We start from the raw sequence: 15,999 nt of genomic DNA, 5'->3' as shown, positions 1-15,999 counted from the left end.
GTTAAATATTTTCAAATTTGAATGTTGTCTGATGATTGTATTCTTCATCTTTTTTTAAGGTAGCACTTGGAAAGTGATTGTGATTTGGCGCATCAGGGAAATTCTGAGCTTCAAAGCAAATACCACTTGTAGTATGGTAATCGGTGTTTTCCTTTCCTTTTATCCTGCCAAAACAATTTCCGCCAACATAAATATGGACTGCTGGCTGATTGGTTGTAATGGTCATTTTCAACTTGTTTTTTTCACTTATAAGCGTTGCGGCAATTCTGTCATCGAGTACAAATGTATTGTCTATTGAAACCGGGCAGAATTTAGCTGACGAAAAGTCGAATAAATGGTTTTTTAAAGAGGCAAATTCACCGGTTGGAATCAGTTCTTCTGTTGTTTCCAGAATCTTGTTTGAATTAACACTAAGTTTTTGATTGGCAATATCTTTTGAATGACCATCCAGATTAAAATAGGTGTGTTGTGTTAAATTGAGTATGGTTTCTTCGCTCGATTTTGCCGAAAAGGAAACTTGTAATTCATTTTCTTCGGTTAATGTATAAGTAACCCTTACAGTCAATTCACCAGGAAAATTTTCTTCGCCATCTTTGCTCACATATTCCAATGTTATCGATGGATTCTCTTCAGAAGAGAAAGAAATGAGCTTCCAAAACTTTCGGCTAAAGCCTAAAATCCCGCCGTGAATACTATGCTCTCCGTGATTCTTATTCAGGAAAATTCGCTTTCCATTAAGTGAAAATTCGGCATTGCTTATGCGTCCGGCATATCTTCCGACTACAGTGCCGAAATAAGGAGGACTTGGCAGATAATAAGAATTAATATAATCGTCCAAGGTTTCAAAACCCAGAACAATGTCAGTTTTTTTGTTATCATAAACCGGAATTTTCAATGAAGTTAGTGTCGCACCGTAGTTAATCACCGAAAATTCGCAACCCGCTTTATTGTTTAAAGTGAAACAAAGGACTTCTTTGCCATCTGCTAAAAAACCAAATGATTTCACATTTTTTGTAGTATCAATTTGCGAAAAATGATTTTTATCCATTACTTTTTTATTAATGCTTTATCAAAAATAGTATTTAATATTATTTTACCATACCAGTACCTACCAGTTTATTAGTATCTTGCCACCAGTTAATTCCAGTTTATGAAAATCATCACCATTGACCCTAACTCGACGTTACCAAAATACAAGCAGATTATATTTTCGGTAGAAGTAGCAATAGCTGAAAAAAGATTGCAGAGGAACGACAAATTGCCCTCGGTTAATAAGGTCTGCCTGGAATTTGGCATTTCGCGCGATACGATTTTGTTGGCTTTTGATGAGCTAAAGAAAAGAGGAATTATTTATTCAATTTTGGGGAAAGGATATTATGTGAAAAGTGTAGAGTTTAGTTTTGAACAGAGGATTTTTCTTCTGTTTGATGAATTGAATATTTTTAAGGAAGATATCTACAATGCTTTTTTACAAACGATTGATGGAAATGCGCAAATCGATATTTTCTTTCATCATTTCAATTTTGATATGTTTAGAAAATTGATAAACGAAAGCAATGGGAATTATTCCAAATACATTGTGATGCCAACAAACTTGGCTGGTGCAGCATCTGTTATTAAAACACTGCCTAAGAACGATGTATATATTTTGGACCAAACTAATAGCGAATTAGCGGAATATCCATCGGTTCATCAGGATTTTGTTGAGGATATGTACAAAGCGCTTTCAAAAGGGAAGGAGAGGTTGGAAAAGTATCAAAAACTAATTTTGATTTTTCCGGGTTTTAAGGAACCCATTGGAATGGTCGAAGGATTTGAGAAATTTTGTACAGAGCATTCGTTTTCAAATGAGATTCTATCCAGTTTTGAAAATAGGGATATTCAAAAAGGCGAGGTTTTCATTATCCCAAATGACAGGGATTTGGTAAATGTTTTGGAGCAGTCTAAAGTTCAGAATTTGAAGATAGTTCAGGATTTTGGCATCATTTCGTATAATGACACGCCGTTGAAAAAAGTGGTTGAACAAGGCATTACAACCATTTCAACAAACTTTTCAATGATGGGGACTTTGCTCGCCAAAATGATATTGGAAAATAAAAAAGAGCAGATAGAAAATGAAAGTGATTTGATCATCAGGAATTCACTTTAAATAAAAAATCCGCCCTGAAATATCAAGACGGATTCATTATTATAAAAAGGATTTGATTTATTCTTTTACTACTTTTTTAATTAAAGTTCCTTTATCAGTAGCAATTCTTAACATATACACACCTTGAGAAATGTCAGATATGTTAAGTTGTGTTTCATTAAGGTCAGCAACTTTTACATTTTTAATACTTCTTCCATTCAAGTCACTTAGTTCAACGGTTTGAATCGAAGCGTCCATCGAATTCGAAATATTTATGATGTTTTTTGTTGGATTTGGAAACACTGAAAAATGTGAATCTAATTCATTTTGACTCATTCCTAAAACCTCAGTAACTGTAAAGTTGTCAACGATTATTGCATGAGTTCCTGTTGCTGCAGGAGTAAAATTCCTGAATCCAAAATAGTGAACACCTGTTGTTGTAGGTGTAAAATTGACTGTTTTTTGTACAAATGCAGCAAGATTCAATCCAGTTTCAGACAATAAGATTGTTGATTGTGCTGCGGAAGTTTGTGCATCACCTACAGTAAAGTCTAAACTACCAGTAGTGGTTGAGGCACTTTGAAAATTACTAACGTAATAAGTTATGGTAACATTGCTTCCTGCCGTTAAATTTACACCTCTTGAAAACATCCAGTTGTTTGCTCCGGTTGTTGGAGTGATTGAAAGCGCAGAAACTGAACCATCCTGAACTAAAGCGCCAGGCCCAAATATACCCGTAGCCCAATCTCCTGCAAGTGGTATAGCGTTTGGCGTAGCCCATCCGCTGAAAGGAAGTGTTTCCTGTTCAAAACTTGTGTTGTACGGTGATGATGCTGGTGTAAAGACAGTATTTAAACTATAAGGGCCGTTCCATCCGCTGAATGAACTACCACAGTTTTTTCTAATATAAACATCATAAACAGTACTTGCTGAAAGTCCAGGGATTGTATAAGGAGAACCGGTTATACCAGTTAATGTTGTTCCAGATCCAGGAGTAAAACCATAGGCACCATATTCGATTTCAAAATCTGTTCCTCCAAGAGGGTTGAATGTAAGGGAAGCCGAAGTCGTTGTATTTACTGTAACATCAGAATATAAGTTATAAGGTCTTGAACAAGTAACTGATTTACCAAGTCTTGTAACAGGCCTGAAGTTTGATGCAGCAACTGTTGTTGGTGGAGTTGTTGAAGCAGCAGCAGACATTGCGCTTTTTACTCCTCCAGTTAATGCGTTGTTACAATATGCTGTATTTGGCGTAGCAGAAACGGTTGGCGATTGATAATCAATTGCCACATACACAGCACCACCAGTATAAGTAAAAGGACTTCCTCCGCTAAAATCATAATTGATTTCACCAGCTGCAGCTGGAATTGTGTAAGCTCCATTGCTTACTGTAGTCATTCCGCCGATTGCAGTTGCCCATGTCGTACTTTTTGTGTTGGCTGTATCAGTAGTGTTTTGCAAATAAATCACACAAGTTCCAGTTGTGGCAGTTGCTTGTGCAACCTGATAGGAAAAACCTAAACCTGCAATAACATCACCAGCAACAAAACCTCCTGCTGTCATTTCTGCAGTTGTAACCAACCACACACTTCGGGTTACGTTTCTTGCTCCTTGAGGATTTCTACCAAGTTGGGATGTTGCAATTCCTTCAACAACAGCATAATGGTCAACTTGCGCCGACAATTCAAATACGCTTAAAAAGAATAATAAAATAAGAGTAATTTTTTTCATAGCCTTTTGTTTTTTAAATGATTAATGAAAACAAATTTAGCTAAATACATTTATTATCTCTCTATCAAATTGAGAAAATGTTTACTTAAATTCTTTATAGGAAGATTTTTAAATTAAATACAGGTAATTGCTTTTAGATCAGAAATCGTCTGAGATGGATTCTCAGCTTTAAAAACAAAATTCCCTGCAACCAATACATCGGCTCCAGCTCTAACCAATTGGGCTGCATTTTTATTGGTAACACCACCGTCAACTTCGATGATTGTTTTTGCATTTTTTTTGTTGATTAATGCTTTCAGTTTTTCAATTTTTGAATAGGTGTTTTCGATAAAGGATTGTCCGCCAAAACCTGGGTTGACACTCATAATGCAGACTAAGTCTATGTCGGTGATTATGTCTTCAAGTAAATCAACATTTGTATGCGGATTTAATACGACACCTGCTTTCATTCCTTCAGCCTTTATAGCTTGCAAAGTCCTGTGTAAATGTGTGCAGGCTTCATAATGAACCTGAAGGATATTAGCTCCTAAAGCAGCGAAAGTTTTGATGTATCTGTCAGGGTCAACAATCATCAAATGTACATCGATTGTTTTTTTTGCATGTTTGGTTATTGCTTCCAAAACCGGCATGCCGAAAGAAATGTTTGGGACAAACACTCCATCCATGATATCAATATGAAACCAATCAGCTTCACTGTTGTTAATCATTTCGATGTCGCGTTGAAGATTGGCAAAGTCAGCTGCAAGTACAGATGGGGCAATAAGTATATTCTTCATTTTTAGTTGTATTGTATTGTTTCTGCAAAGATAGCAAAAGTTTCTATTTGCTGAAGATTGCGTGAAGGATTGGCAGCAGTGCCGTGCACTGCAGAATGCCTGACCCGAAGGGGCACGCCCATAAAAATAAAACTCCGGAAACCCGAGAGCTTTGCTCGAACTGCGGAGGTTTATTAAAAATAAAACTCCGGTAATCAGCCGGAGTTTCAATCATCAATCAAAAAACGAACAGTTAATCAGACTGTTGTTGTGGTTTTTAGGATTACCCTAAATATGTTTTTAATATTTTACTTCTTGAAGTATGTTTTAATCTACGAATTGCTTTTTCTTTGATTTGGCGTACACGCTCACGTGTTAAATCAAAAGTTTCCCCAATTTCTTCCAATGTCATTGGATGTTGGTCGCCTAAACCGAAATACAAACGTACAACATCTGCTTCTCTTGGTGTTAAAGTTTCCAAAGATCTTTCAATTTCCGTACGCAATGACTCGTGGATTAACTCTCTATCCGGATTTGGAGATTCACCAGAACGCAATACGTCATAAAGGTTAGAATCTTCTCCTTCTACAAGAGGTGCATCCATTGATAAGTGACGGCCAGAGTTTTTCATAGACTCTTTTACATCATTTACGGTCATGTCCAATTCTTTAGCAATTTCTTCAGCACTTGGAGGACGCTCGTTAGATTGCTCAAGCAAAGCGTACATTTTGTTGATTTTATTGATAGAACCGATTTTATTTAAAGGCAAACGAACAATTCTTGACTGTTCTGCTAAAGCCTGAAGAATAGACTGACGAATCCACCAAACTGCATACGAAATGAATTTGAATCCACGGGTTTCATCAAAACGTTGAGCCGCTTTAATCAAACCTAAGTTTCCTTCATTAATCAAATCAGGGAGTGTTAATCCTTGATTTTGATATTGTTTTGCTACAGAAACCACGAAACGTAAATTGGCTTTTGTCAACTTTTCTAAAGCTCGTTGATCACCAGCTTTGATTTTTTGTGCCAACTCAACTTCTTCATCAGCTGTAATTAGGTCAACTTTTCCGATCTCTTGTAGGTATTTGTCTAAGGATGCAGTTTCACGATTGGTTACCTGCTTGGTGATTTTGAGCTGTCTCATTTATTTTTCTCCTTTTCTTTTAAAGTGTTCAGGTAGTTATACGTTATAAGTTTCAAAAAAGTTACAATTATATAAATTTTATTTCAAAAAACCCCAATCCAGCACATTGAATTGGGGTTTTAATCAAAGAATAAATAAACTAACTAATTGTTGAAACTATATCGAAGTCCGGTGTGAATTCCGAAATAATAAGATTTGACATCGCTGTTTGAAAAGGACTTTATCTGATAGTTGAATGTTGGTTCAACAAAGATTTTCATATTTTTAAACAATGGATAATCGGCTTCAACACCAAGATTTACTGACATTCCATTGTCTGACAACGTTTTGGTCTTTCCAATTTCCTGACTAAAGCCGTTTAGCGTTTTAATACTGATTGAATTTTTATCCAATAGGAAAAAACTAAAACCAACACTTGATTTCAGTCCAATTTTTCTATCCATGAATTTGTATTTAAATTCAAAAGGGATTTCTGTATATGATATTTGTTGTGTAATGTCCATTGTTTCTGATCCATTTGAAGCACTAAAAATTGTTTCATTGGACAAATTTGGACTATATCCAATTCCACTGTAATTCGGAACATTTATTGGCGCATTTTGAGTAACATAACTAATATTAACTTTGCTGTAGCCAATGCGGAAAGATAATTTTTTGGTCATATCATAAGTCAATCCAACGCCATAGCTGAATTTAACTTCCGATTTTTTAGGAAGAGAATCCAAACGGCGGTCAAGGGATGAAGTTTCTCCAAAGTAACCATAGAAAGTAGGGGAAACATACACATCAAAATCGAATTTCTTGTAGCTAAGCACCGGAATACTATCTTCTTTCTCTTTCTTATACATATTGATATTCTTCGTCAGGTCTTTTTCCTTTTGGGCTGCAATAGAATCTCTTTTTTTTGCTTTTAATTCGGCTATTGAATCTCTTTTTTTCGTTTTTAATTCGGCAAGAGAATCTCTTTTTTTCGATTTTGCTTCCAAAATGGATTCATGTGTTTTTTTACCTTTTAGGGAAGCAAGGTCAACAATTGCGGAATCTTTTTTGATTAAATTGGTTTCAAGTAAAGCCAAATCATCTTTCGCGTTATTGATTTTATTGTCTTTGGATTTTTTACCAGATTTCCTTTTGTCTGCTTTCGAATATAATTTTGATTTAGCTTTTCCTGATTTTGAAGAAAGACCAACCGAATTATTCCTAATCCCTGCTTTAATGGAAGTACTATTGTTTTTAGTGTTGACTAGATTTCCATTTTTAGAGGAATTCTTCTTGTTTAGGATATTTTTGCTGTTGTTATTGACATCATTACTGTTTTCAATTGTATTTTTCCCATCAACTGCAATTCCGTTATTGATATTTGAATGGGTATCATTTGTCGTTGAACTTTCAATATCAGATATATTTTTCGGGGCATTTATACCGTCACCATTTAAATTCTTATTACTGCCATTTTCGATGATTGATTTATTGGAATCATTTGGCAGACCAAAATTAAATCCGTCATTATAACGATAAACATAAAATGCTGCAAGTGCACCTACAAGCAATAAACCAATAACTTTTGTCCAAAAGAAAAAGAAAACAAATCTTCTTTTCTTCTTCTTTTGAAGCTCTTCATTAATGCCAACCCAAACTTGTTCCCTTGGAGTTTTATCCAGCGAACTTAGCTTGTCATTAATGGCTTTTCCTATATCTTTTCTATTTTCCATATCTCATGTTTATATTATGGACTGGTGTGTTTGCTTTAATCTGTTCCTTCAAAATCATTTTTGCCCTGTGAAGGTTTGATTTTGATGTTCCAGTGCTTATGTTCAACATTTCTGCTATTTCAGCATGCGAATAATCATCTAATTCATATAAGCAGAAAACCAATCGATATTGATTAGGCAATGCCTGTACTAATGAAAGAATATAATCAAGGGAATATTCATCCAGTTCTTGTTCTTCAATTTCAGTGTCTGGAAAAGTTTTATCGCCAATTGGAGTCAGCTGATAAGACTTTTTATAGCTGTCAATTGCCTTGTTGATGGTTATTCTTTTCATCCAACCTTCAAAAGAACCGTTGCCTTTGTATTGTTTGATATTGGTGAAGATTTCGATGAAGGCATTGTGCAGGTTGTCTTCGGCTTCAGCTTCGTTTTGGCAATATTTCAGGCATAACACAAAGAGCGTGTTTTTATACATATTGTATAACGCTTCCTGTGAACTACTTTTCTGCCTGATGCAGCCTTGTATTAAATCTTCTAGACTCAATTTTTTTGTTTGAATATAGTGTTTTTTCTAATTGTAATAATAAAATCTTTCCTGGCTTGGGTGCGGTCCGTCGCTGTCTACTAGGCTTATTTTTGCGTACGTAATATAGTTGTTTGAATCAAACTCCTTATAATAGTCAGAATAGAATCCAAAACCTGGACGATAGGTTTTACTTAAATAATAATTAGCGGTTTCATGCATCTGCTGGATGCTTAAACTTATAAGGGAGTAATTATTCATTTCAGTAATAGTATTTTGAAGCGGCAAAGGTTTCATTGTTGGATAGAATTCATAATTCAACAGGTTCAACATATTTGAATTGTCAAAGTCTGTTACAAACAATTCACTCGGTGTATCGTTTGCATAATTTATGGTCTGTTCGTATGAGTCGAGCATTCTTTTTTCATAACAAAGTAAATTTTGACTGTTGGTTCGGTACTGCCAGTCTAAGGTAGAAATACCATTTTCAATAGAATAAACATTGATGTCATTTCCCTCATAAATATACTGCCTTGTTCTTTCCAGTTGATTACCGCTATTGTAAAATTCCATTGTGGCTATCCTTCCTGATGAATCATAATTGCAAATTCTTTTCCCAACAAATGCATCTTGTGAGTCGTAAGAAAAAGTGGTTGAAGTTCCGGAGCCATAAGTTATTTCCTTTCTGCTGGTCATGGTTCCGGTACCATCGTAATCTAATTCGCTGATTTTTCGGTTGTCGGCATAATTAATCACGTGTTTGTGGTTATATCCTTCCATCTGAGGAAGATAGAACACGCTTTGACTTAAAGATAATTCTTGTGTAGCAGTATCTTCTGAGTCAGAACTGCACGAAAAGCTGATTACGGCAAAAACGGCGCATGCAATTTTTATTAGGTTTGTTTTCATGATAATTTATGTTTTATAGTACTGATAGGGCTGTTTTATTTTAAAAGTAACGGATGCATCTGGCTTTTATTGTATTTGGAGCGGGAACTTTCATGTTCATAACAGTTTGTCCGTTTGAAAAATCAATTGTTTTTACAGTTGTGGCATCATTTTCTGTTGAACTCCAGTAAATTGCGTTTGAGAAATTACCAAGGTTTAGTAGGTGTAAGTTAGTGTGTAGTAAAGCCAATTCGTTTTCTGAAGGTAAAAACCAATCTCCATTACCATTTAGCTGATATCCCAAAGTCTCTTTAGCAACAACAGTTCCGTTATTCAAACTGCTGCAAACAATTGGATTCGTATAAAAATTAGTCAGGGAATCGTGAAAGTTAAGTATTTGCCCTGAATTATAAAGTCCTTTTCCAATGCCGGCATTTTGCGAGTTTGCAATCGTTGAATTGGCACAGCCCCATTCAAAATAAGCTAAGTCATTTAAAGCGACTTCAGCATATCTCCAACCTTCACTGTAAGTGCCTTTGTCATAAAATACGATTCCTCCTGCCGGACCTGGATCACCAATTGCATAGGTTTGCGTATCCTGGCAGGTTTTTTTAAGATGAATGTTTTTCGGTGGATTTTCAATAATGATGTCGCCGCCAGTAAAAATTGCTTTTCGGTCTATATTCCAATCTAAAGCAACTTGGGAAGCTCCTTCTAAATTAATATTGATATGAAATTCATCATTGACAAAAAGAAATGCCCAACTGCCAATATACATCTGATTTCCATAATAAAACTTTATCGTGCCGTCACTATTGACATCAAAATAACCGCTTATGTACCTGTTGTCTCCGGTAGCATCATATGCAACCCTCCAAACACAAGGAACTGCTGGTGAACCTGGAGTTGTTGTAGAAAATAATCCGCCACAATAGCTGATGATATCTTCTCTTGAACAACTGTCAATGGCTATTTTCAATTCGGTATTGTTATTTACTGTGAATTCAGTTCCATCAGCAAGTGTGGTTGAGATTGGATAACTAATGCTTAAAGATTGGTCAGCCGGGAAAACACCAAGGAAAGCACTAAAATTGTCATCGCCAACAATAGTAACCGATCCTATTGGCTGTAAACTCGAATTGTAAATCACCAGATTTAAAGGATAAACAAAATCAATGCAGACAATGTCCTGTAAAGGATCATTCTCTTCTTTGGTCACGCGCTCAAGCAGGTTGAATATTTCCGAATCTTTTTGAATCAAATCTTCAGCGTTCGGAATGGTAATATTATCGTCAAGGTCTTTACAACTGTTGATGGAAAGCGCCAAAAAAAGTACAGTAAAGATTTTCAAAAATGGGTTAAGTGTTTTCATAAATAATGGGCTTTTAATCAAAGTCTGAAATAAAATAAAAAGGTTGCGTTAGGGAATAAAAAAAACAAACCCCAACTTAAAATTTAAGCTGAGGCCTGAAGTATAATTAACCACAATTATGCTTTTTACAACACTTTCGTATTAAAAATAACGGATAATCCTTGTTTTTACTCCGGTGCTGTTTTTTATGATATTTTCTGTTTCGCCATCAACAAAGTTTAGGCATTTTGCTTTTGAACTGTCAAACTCAGATGAGGTCCAATATAATCCAGCGTCAAAATTACCCAAGCTCAAAGGCGTCAGATTTGTTCTAATGGCTTTAAGTTCTTCTATGGAAGGAATAAACCAATTGCTGTTTGTGAGTACCTGCCCAAGTGCTGTTTTAGCCGAAAGCGTTCCGTTATTATCGGCACTGCAGATTACAGGATTGGTGTAATAATTGGTCAACCTGTCATGGAATTGTATATTGGCAACGGTATTTTGATATCCGGTTCCAATGTCATCATATCGTGAAGCCGTTACGGAACTTTGATCACAACCCCATTCTTCTTCAATCAGTAAATCGGTGGTTGCAATTTCGATGTACCTCCAACCATTGGTATATTCACCTTTATCATAAGCGACCAATCCACCACTAGGACCTGTGTCTCCAATGGCATATACAGTAGCCGTATCTGAACATTGTTTTACAAATGTCCTTGTTCCGCCTGGCGAGGATATTTTTAGCATTGAAGAATCAAAGCTGTCTACCACATAATCATAATTCCAGCGTTGGGTCACATAATTATTGCCGGATAGATGGATGTTCAGATGCAGGATATTATCCACATATAAAAAGACCCATGTACCTACATAGTCGGTGTTGTGATGATGTAATGAAATAGAACCATCTGAATTTGCCTTAAAAATGGATTCAGCAAATTCATTGTCCAGATTTTCGTCATATGACATTTCCCAAACGCAGGTAATGGTATTTCGGAATGCTCCATTACAATAACTTATGATGTCTTCGCGGGAACAGGATTCAAGAGCAACTTTCAGTTGTTCGTCGTTGATAACGCTAAATATGGAGCCGTCTGGCAATGTAGTTTGAATAGGATAGCTAATGCTTATGGTTTGGGTTGGAGACAAGCTTCCAAGAAATTGTGTGAATTCATCGTCTCCATGTAATATAACACTTCCGGTAGGCATAGAATCGGCATCGTATATGAAAAGTTTAAAAGGATAAACAAAATCAATGCAGACCTTATCTTCTATTGGACGATCACCATATTCAAGCATTGACTCAATAAGATCAAATAATTCGCTATTCCTTTCTATCACAGCATGATTGATTTGAGCAGGTTCAATTTCTTCATTACAGCTGGTAATAAAAAGCATTCCAATAAACAACAATGAGGCGATTCTTCCCAATTTTTTCATGGCGATACAATTTAGGTTATTGATAAAAGACTAATAAAATTAAAAAGGTTGCGTCAAATTAAAAAAAAATCCCTAGTTTATGAATTGAAACTAGGGATTTATAATATAAGATATCTATTTTTTAGCTCTTAGGAGCGTCTTTTCTATCTTCTCTTGGTTTGTCCTCTCTAGGAGGTCTTGGCAAAAGTGCTTTTCTTGATACTTTTTCCTTTCTTGTTTTTGGATCAACACCTAAATATTTCACCATAAACACATCGCCCATTTTTACAACATCAGAAACATTTTCTGTTCTTTCCCAAGCCAATTCTGAAACGTGTAATAAGACCTCATTACCAGGAGCAGCTGTATATTCTACAACAGCACCAAAGTCTAACATTTTAATTACTTTCACTTCATAAGCTTCACCCATTACTGGTTTGAAGATGATAGAATCGATTTTTGCTAATACTGCTGCAATTCCGTCTGGGTCAGTTCCAAGGATTTCAACAACACCCTGCTCATCCACTTCGTTGATGACAATTGTAGTTCCTGTAGCTTTCTGAAGTTCCTGAATCACTTTTCCACCAGGGCCAATCAAGGCACCGATAAAGTTTCCTGGAATTGTTCTTGTGATGATTTTTGGAGCATGTGCTTTAACATCAGCTCTTGGAGTAGCAATTGTTTCAACCAATTTTTCAAGAATGTGCATACGACCATCTCTAGCTTGGTTCAAGGCTTGTTCCATGATGTCATAACGCAGTCCGTCAATTTTGATGTCCATTTGACAAGCAGTGATTCCGTCTTTGGTTCCGGTTACTTTGAAATCCATGTCACCCAAGTGATCTTCATCACCTAAGATATCTGAAAGAACAGCGAATTTAGAACCATCAGTAATCAATCCCATAGCGATACCGGAAACTGGTTTCGTCATTTGAACCCCGGCATCCATTAGCGCCATTGTTCCTGCACAAACCGTTGCCATAGAAGAAGAACCATTAGATTCCAATACTTCAGAAACAATACGGATCGTATAAGGACAATCAGCAGGAATCATGTTTTTCAATGCTCTTTGAGCCAGGTTTCCGTGACCAACCTCTCTACGTGAAGTTCCTCTTAAAGGTTTTGCTTCACCAGTTGAGAATGGCGGGAAATTATAATGTAAGTAGAACTTTTCTTCTCCTTGTTCAGATGGCGAGTCAATTTGGTTCGCTTCTCTTGAAGTTCCCAAAGTTACTGTTGCCAATGCCTGAGTTTCTCCACGTGTAAACAATGAAGAACCGTGAACTCTTGGTAAGTAATCAACCTCACACCAGATTGGCCTGATTTCGGTAGTTTTTCTTCCGTCCAAACGGATTCCTTTTTCAAGGATTACGTTACGAACCGCTTCTTTTTGCGTTTTGTAGTTGTATTTACCAACTAGTTCTGCCAAGTCAGCATTTTCAGCATATTCCTCTTCTGTAAACAACGCTTTTACTTCGTCTTTTACTACTGAGAATTTTTCGCCTCTTTCACTTTTAGCCGAAGCTTCCTGCGCGATTGCATAATATTTATCGTAAGATGCAGCTTTTACTTTTTTGTAAACCTCTTCATTTTCTGGTTCACCTGTGTATTCTCTGTAGGCTGGCGAACCAACTCCAGTTCTCAATCTTTCCTGGGCCTGAATTTGTACTTTAATGGCTTCGTGTGCAAATTTGATTGCCTCAACCATTTCAGCTTCTGAAATCTCTTTCATCTCACCTTCAACCATACAAACCGAATCAGCAGAAGCACCAATCATCATATCGATGTCTGATAATTCTAATTGCTCTTTGCTTGGGTTGATTACAAACTTACCGTCGATACGTGCCACACGTACTTCAGAAATCAGGTTGTAGAATGGAATGTCTGAAACAGCTAAAGCTGCCGAAGCTGCTAATCCTGCCAAAGAATCCGGCATAACATTTTCGTCGTGCGACATTAATTGGATCATCACCTGCGTTTCAGCATGGTAATCATCCGGGAACAGCGGACGTAAAACACGGTCAACAAGACGCATTGTCAATACTTCGCTGTCACTTGGACGTGCTTCTCTTTTGAAAAAACCACCAGGAAAACGTCCTGCGGCTGCAAATTTTTCACGGTAATCTACCGTCAAAGGTAAAAAGTCTACACCAGGGTTTGATGTTCTTGCAGAAACTGCAGTAGCTAATAACATAGTGTCGCCACATCTTACAACTACAGAACCGTCTGCCTGTTTTGCTAATTTACCTGTTTCGATTGTGATGGTTCTTCCATCACCTAAATCGATTGTTTCTTGGGTTACTTTTGGAATCATAAAATTTAATTCGTTTTAAACAATTAGGTTAGTTGTGTTGTAGTTGTTGTTTGTAGTTGTTTGTAACCCAATGAAAAACCGAAACTTTTCTTCTTAAAAATCTAAAAACAAAAAGAGGCGCGTGGGCACCTCTTTTTATATTGATTATTTTCTAATATTCAATTCTTTGATGATCTCACGATATCTGTTGATATCTTTTTTCTTCAAGTAATCCAAAAGACTTCTTCTTTTACCTACCAAAAGTACTAACGAACGCTCAGTGTTGTAATCGTGACGATTTTTTTTCAAGTGCTCAGTTAAGTGAGAGATTCTAAATGTGAACAAAGCGATTTGTCCCTCTGCAGATCCTGTGTTTTCTGCTTTTCCTCCGTGTTTAGCGAAGATTTCTGATTTTGTTTCTTTACTTAGATACATTCCAATATTTATTTAAATGATTATTATGTATGAATAGAGGTTTTCTCAATTCGTGTGCAAAGATAATCTTCTTTTTTGATTAGGCAAATAAAAAAGAACTATTAAAATAATTTTGCCACCTCTTGGTTTACAAATTCCAGGAAACGTTCATCGGCTTCTGTGAAAGGATCAATCACATGGCTGTCTATGTCTATCTGGCCAATATTTTTTCCGTTGACAAAAAGCGGGACTACGATTTCCGATTTTACTGTAAAACTGCAGGCAATGTAATTATCCTGTGCAGCAACATCGGGAACAACAAAATTCTGATTCGATTCGGCAACCTGGCCACAGATCCCTTTTCCAAACGGAATGATGGTGTGGTCGGTTTCGGCGCCAACATATGGTCCGAGATGCAAAGTTTTATTATCGTGGTTGGCAAAATAAAATCCAACCCAATTGTAATATGTAACACTATTGCTCAGGAACTGGCAGAGGTTTTTGAGTTTTTCATCGGTTGTGTGATTGTCCGATAATATAGAAACTACGCTGGGTTTTAGGCTCTCAAAATTCATTTTCAATTTTTTATGCAAATGTAACGACTGCACCTTTTTTATTTTATATAAATTTGTTAAAAATTATCTCTTGAAAAATATACTGCAGCAATACAAACCCTTTTTGCTTTTTCTCGGAAAATTCATTGCCAGTTATTTGATCCTGACGGTAATTTATCAAACGTACCTCAATCGTTTCGATGCGAATAATGCTGAGGTAGATTCTTTTACACAAATCGTCGCCGATCAATCTGCAACCGTTTTGTCCTGGTTTGATTCAAAGTCCTACACCATGCCACATCTCAAGGAACCCAGCGTGAAAATCATTTACAAAGGCAAATACATTTCCCGGATTATTGAAGGCTGCAATGCCATTAGTGTGATGATTTTGTTTATTTCATTTGTGATTGCCTTTAGCGGAAAGTTTAGGAATACTATTATTTTTATTGTTTTGGGATGTCTTTTGATTCACGTTCTGAACATTGGAAGGATTGCGCTTTTGTGCGTGGCATTGTATCAACTGCCAACGTATGAGCATCTGTTTCATGGTGTGATTTTTCCGTTGGTGATTTATGGAATTGTGTTTTTATTATGGGTGGTTTGGGTTAATAAATATTCGTTGTATGCTGAGAGACCTGCTAAATGATAAGAAAAAGATAGGGAAAGTGTTGTTCCTTATCCTGCTTTTGGTTTTAATCCGTGCCTTTGAGGAGACGATTTTTTACGATCCTTTTTTGGAGTATTTCAAAACGGAATACAGTCACATTCCTTTGCCAAAATTCAGCATTCCCCAAATGGCCAAACTTTTTTTCAGTATGGGAATGCGCTTTTACCTGAACTCAATGATTTCACTTTTTCTACTGTATGTGATTTTTAAGGATAAGCAAATAGTGAAATTCACCGCTTTTATTTATTTTATTTTAGGTTCTGTGTTATTGATTAGCTTCATGTTTACGCTGACTTTCTTTCCGCATGAAAAAATGACATTGTTTTATATCAGAAGGTTTTTGATACAGCCAATATTCATCCTGTTGTTCATTCCGGCTTTCTATTATCAGAAACAGTTTAAGAAATAAGT

15 protein-coding genes are annotated in these 15,999 nt (G+C 36.2%); 3 read left to right on the top strand and 12 right to left on the bottom strand.

Annotated elements, in window-relative coordinates; genetic code table 11:
* Position 1: 1 nt before the first annotated feature.
* A complete protein-coding gene (locus tag L1S31_RS01560) occupies positions 2 to 1,048 on the bottom strand; it encodes an aldose epimerase family protein (protein ID WP_236461194.1) in 1,047 nt (348 codons plus the stop codon).
* Between the two features lie 102 nt (positions 1,049 to 1,150).
* Between L1S31_RS01560 and L1S31_RS01555 the strand changes: the two genes are divergently transcribed.
* Positions 1,151 to 2,149: a GntR family transcriptional regulator gene (locus L1S31_RS01555; protein ID WP_236461193.1), complete on the top strand. Its 999-nt coding sequence runs from the start codon at positions 1,151 to 1,153 to the stop codon at positions 2,147 to 2,149.
* 57 nt (positions 2,150 to 2,206) lie between these two features.
* On the opposite strand, the gene L1S31_RS01550 is transcribed toward L1S31_RS01555, so the two are convergent.
* The 11 genes from L1S31_RS01550 to L1S31_RS01500 all read right to left on the bottom strand — a co-directional run bounded on the left by L1S31_RS01550 (position 2,207) and on the right by L1S31_RS01500 (position 14,942).
* Positions 2,207 to 3,862, bottom strand: a complete 1,656-nt coding sequence (locus L1S31_RS01550) for a T9SS-dependent choice-of-anchor J family protein (RefSeq protein WP_236461192.1) — start codon at positions 3,860 to 3,862, stop codon at positions 2,207 to 2,209.
* Between the two features lie 113 nt (positions 3,863 to 3,975).
* Positions 3,976 to 4,638 carry a ribulose-phosphate 3-epimerase gene (gene rpe, locus L1S31_RS01545; protein WP_236461191.1) on the bottom strand — a complete coding sequence of 221 codons (663 nt, stop codon included), beginning with the start codon at positions 4,636 to 4,638 and terminating at the stop codon, positions 3,976 to 3,978.
* A 262-nt stretch (positions 4,639 to 4,900) separates the two neighbouring features.
* Entirely contained in the window at positions 4,901 to 5,764 is an 864-nt protein-coding gene (locus tag L1S31_RS01540) for a sigma-70 family RNA polymerase sigma factor (protein ID WP_026707723.1), read from the bottom strand.
* Positions 5,765 to 5,907: 143 nt separating this feature from the next.
* Positions 5,908 to 7,476, bottom strand: a complete 1,569-nt coding sequence (locus L1S31_RS01535; RefSeq protein WP_236461190.1) for a hypothetical protein — start codon at positions 7,474 to 7,476, stop codon at positions 5,908 to 5,910.
* On the bottom strand, positions 7,466 to 8,020 hold the full coding sequence (locus L1S31_RS01530) for an RNA polymerase sigma factor (protein ID WP_236461189.1): 555 nt from the start codon (positions 8,018 to 8,020) through the stop codon (positions 7,466 to 7,468). The genes L1S31_RS01535 and L1S31_RS01530 overlap by 11 nt, the downstream gene beginning before the upstream one ends.
* 27 nt (positions 8,021 to 8,047) lie before the next feature.
* Entirely contained in the window at positions 8,048 to 8,908 is an 861-nt protein-coding gene (locus L1S31_RS01525; RefSeq protein WP_236461188.1) for a hypothetical protein, read from the bottom strand.
* A 40-nt stretch (positions 8,909 to 8,948) separates the two neighbouring features.
* Positions 8,949 to 10,259, bottom strand: a complete 1,311-nt coding sequence (locus L1S31_RS01520) for a hypothetical protein (RefSeq protein ID WP_236461187.1) — start codon at positions 10,257 to 10,259, stop codon at positions 8,949 to 8,951.
* A 141-nt stretch (positions 10,260 to 10,400) separates the two neighbouring features.
* Positions 10,401 to 11,681: a hypothetical protein gene (locus L1S31_RS01515; RefSeq protein ID WP_236461186.1), complete on the bottom strand. Its 1,281-nt coding sequence runs from the start codon at positions 11,679 to 11,681 to the stop codon at positions 10,401 to 10,403.
* A gap of 121 nt (positions 11,682 to 11,802) precedes the next feature.
* On the bottom strand, positions 11,803 to 13,974 hold the full coding sequence (locus L1S31_RS01510; RefSeq protein ID WP_236461185.1) for a polyribonucleotide nucleotidyltransferase: 2,172 nt from the start codon (positions 13,972 to 13,974) through the stop codon (positions 11,803 to 11,805).
* Between the two features lie 144 nt (positions 13,975 to 14,118).
* Positions 14,119 to 14,388, bottom strand: coding sequence for a 30S ribosomal protein S15 (rpsO, locus tag L1S31_RS01505; protein ID WP_236461184.1), 270 nt, complete (start codon positions 14,386 to 14,388; stop codon positions 14,119 to 14,121).
* 101 nt (positions 14,389 to 14,489) lie between these two features.
* A complete protein-coding gene (locus L1S31_RS01500; RefSeq protein ID WP_236461183.1) occupies positions 14,490 to 14,942 on the bottom strand; it encodes an XrtF-associated fRMsr-like GAF protein in 453 nt (150 codons plus the stop codon).
* A gap of 70 nt (positions 14,943 to 15,012) precedes the next feature.
* Between L1S31_RS01500 and xrtF the strand changes: the two genes are divergently transcribed.
* Positions 15,013 to 15,567 (top strand): exosortase family protein XrtF, encoded by a 555-nt coding sequence (gene xrtF, locus L1S31_RS01495; protein WP_236461182.1) that lies wholly within the window; start codon positions 15,013 to 15,015, stop codon positions 15,565 to 15,567.
* Positions 15,545 to 15,997: an exosortase F system-associated membrane protein gene (locus L1S31_RS01490; protein ID WP_236461181.1), complete on the top strand. Its 453-nt coding sequence runs from the start codon at positions 15,545 to 15,547 to the stop codon at positions 15,995 to 15,997. The genes xrtF and L1S31_RS01490 overlap by 23 nt, the downstream gene beginning before the upstream one ends.
* Positions 15,998 to 15,999 lie beyond the last annotated feature (2 nt).

It is taken from the genome of Flavobacterium wongokense (genome assembly GCF_021608265.1).
GTDB lineage: Bacteria > Bacteroidota > Bacteroidia > Flavobacteriales > Flavobacteriaceae > Flavobacterium > Flavobacterium wongokense.
Note: the sequence above shows the minus strand (reverse complement) of the source record. Positions and strands in the feature narration are given on the sequence as shown.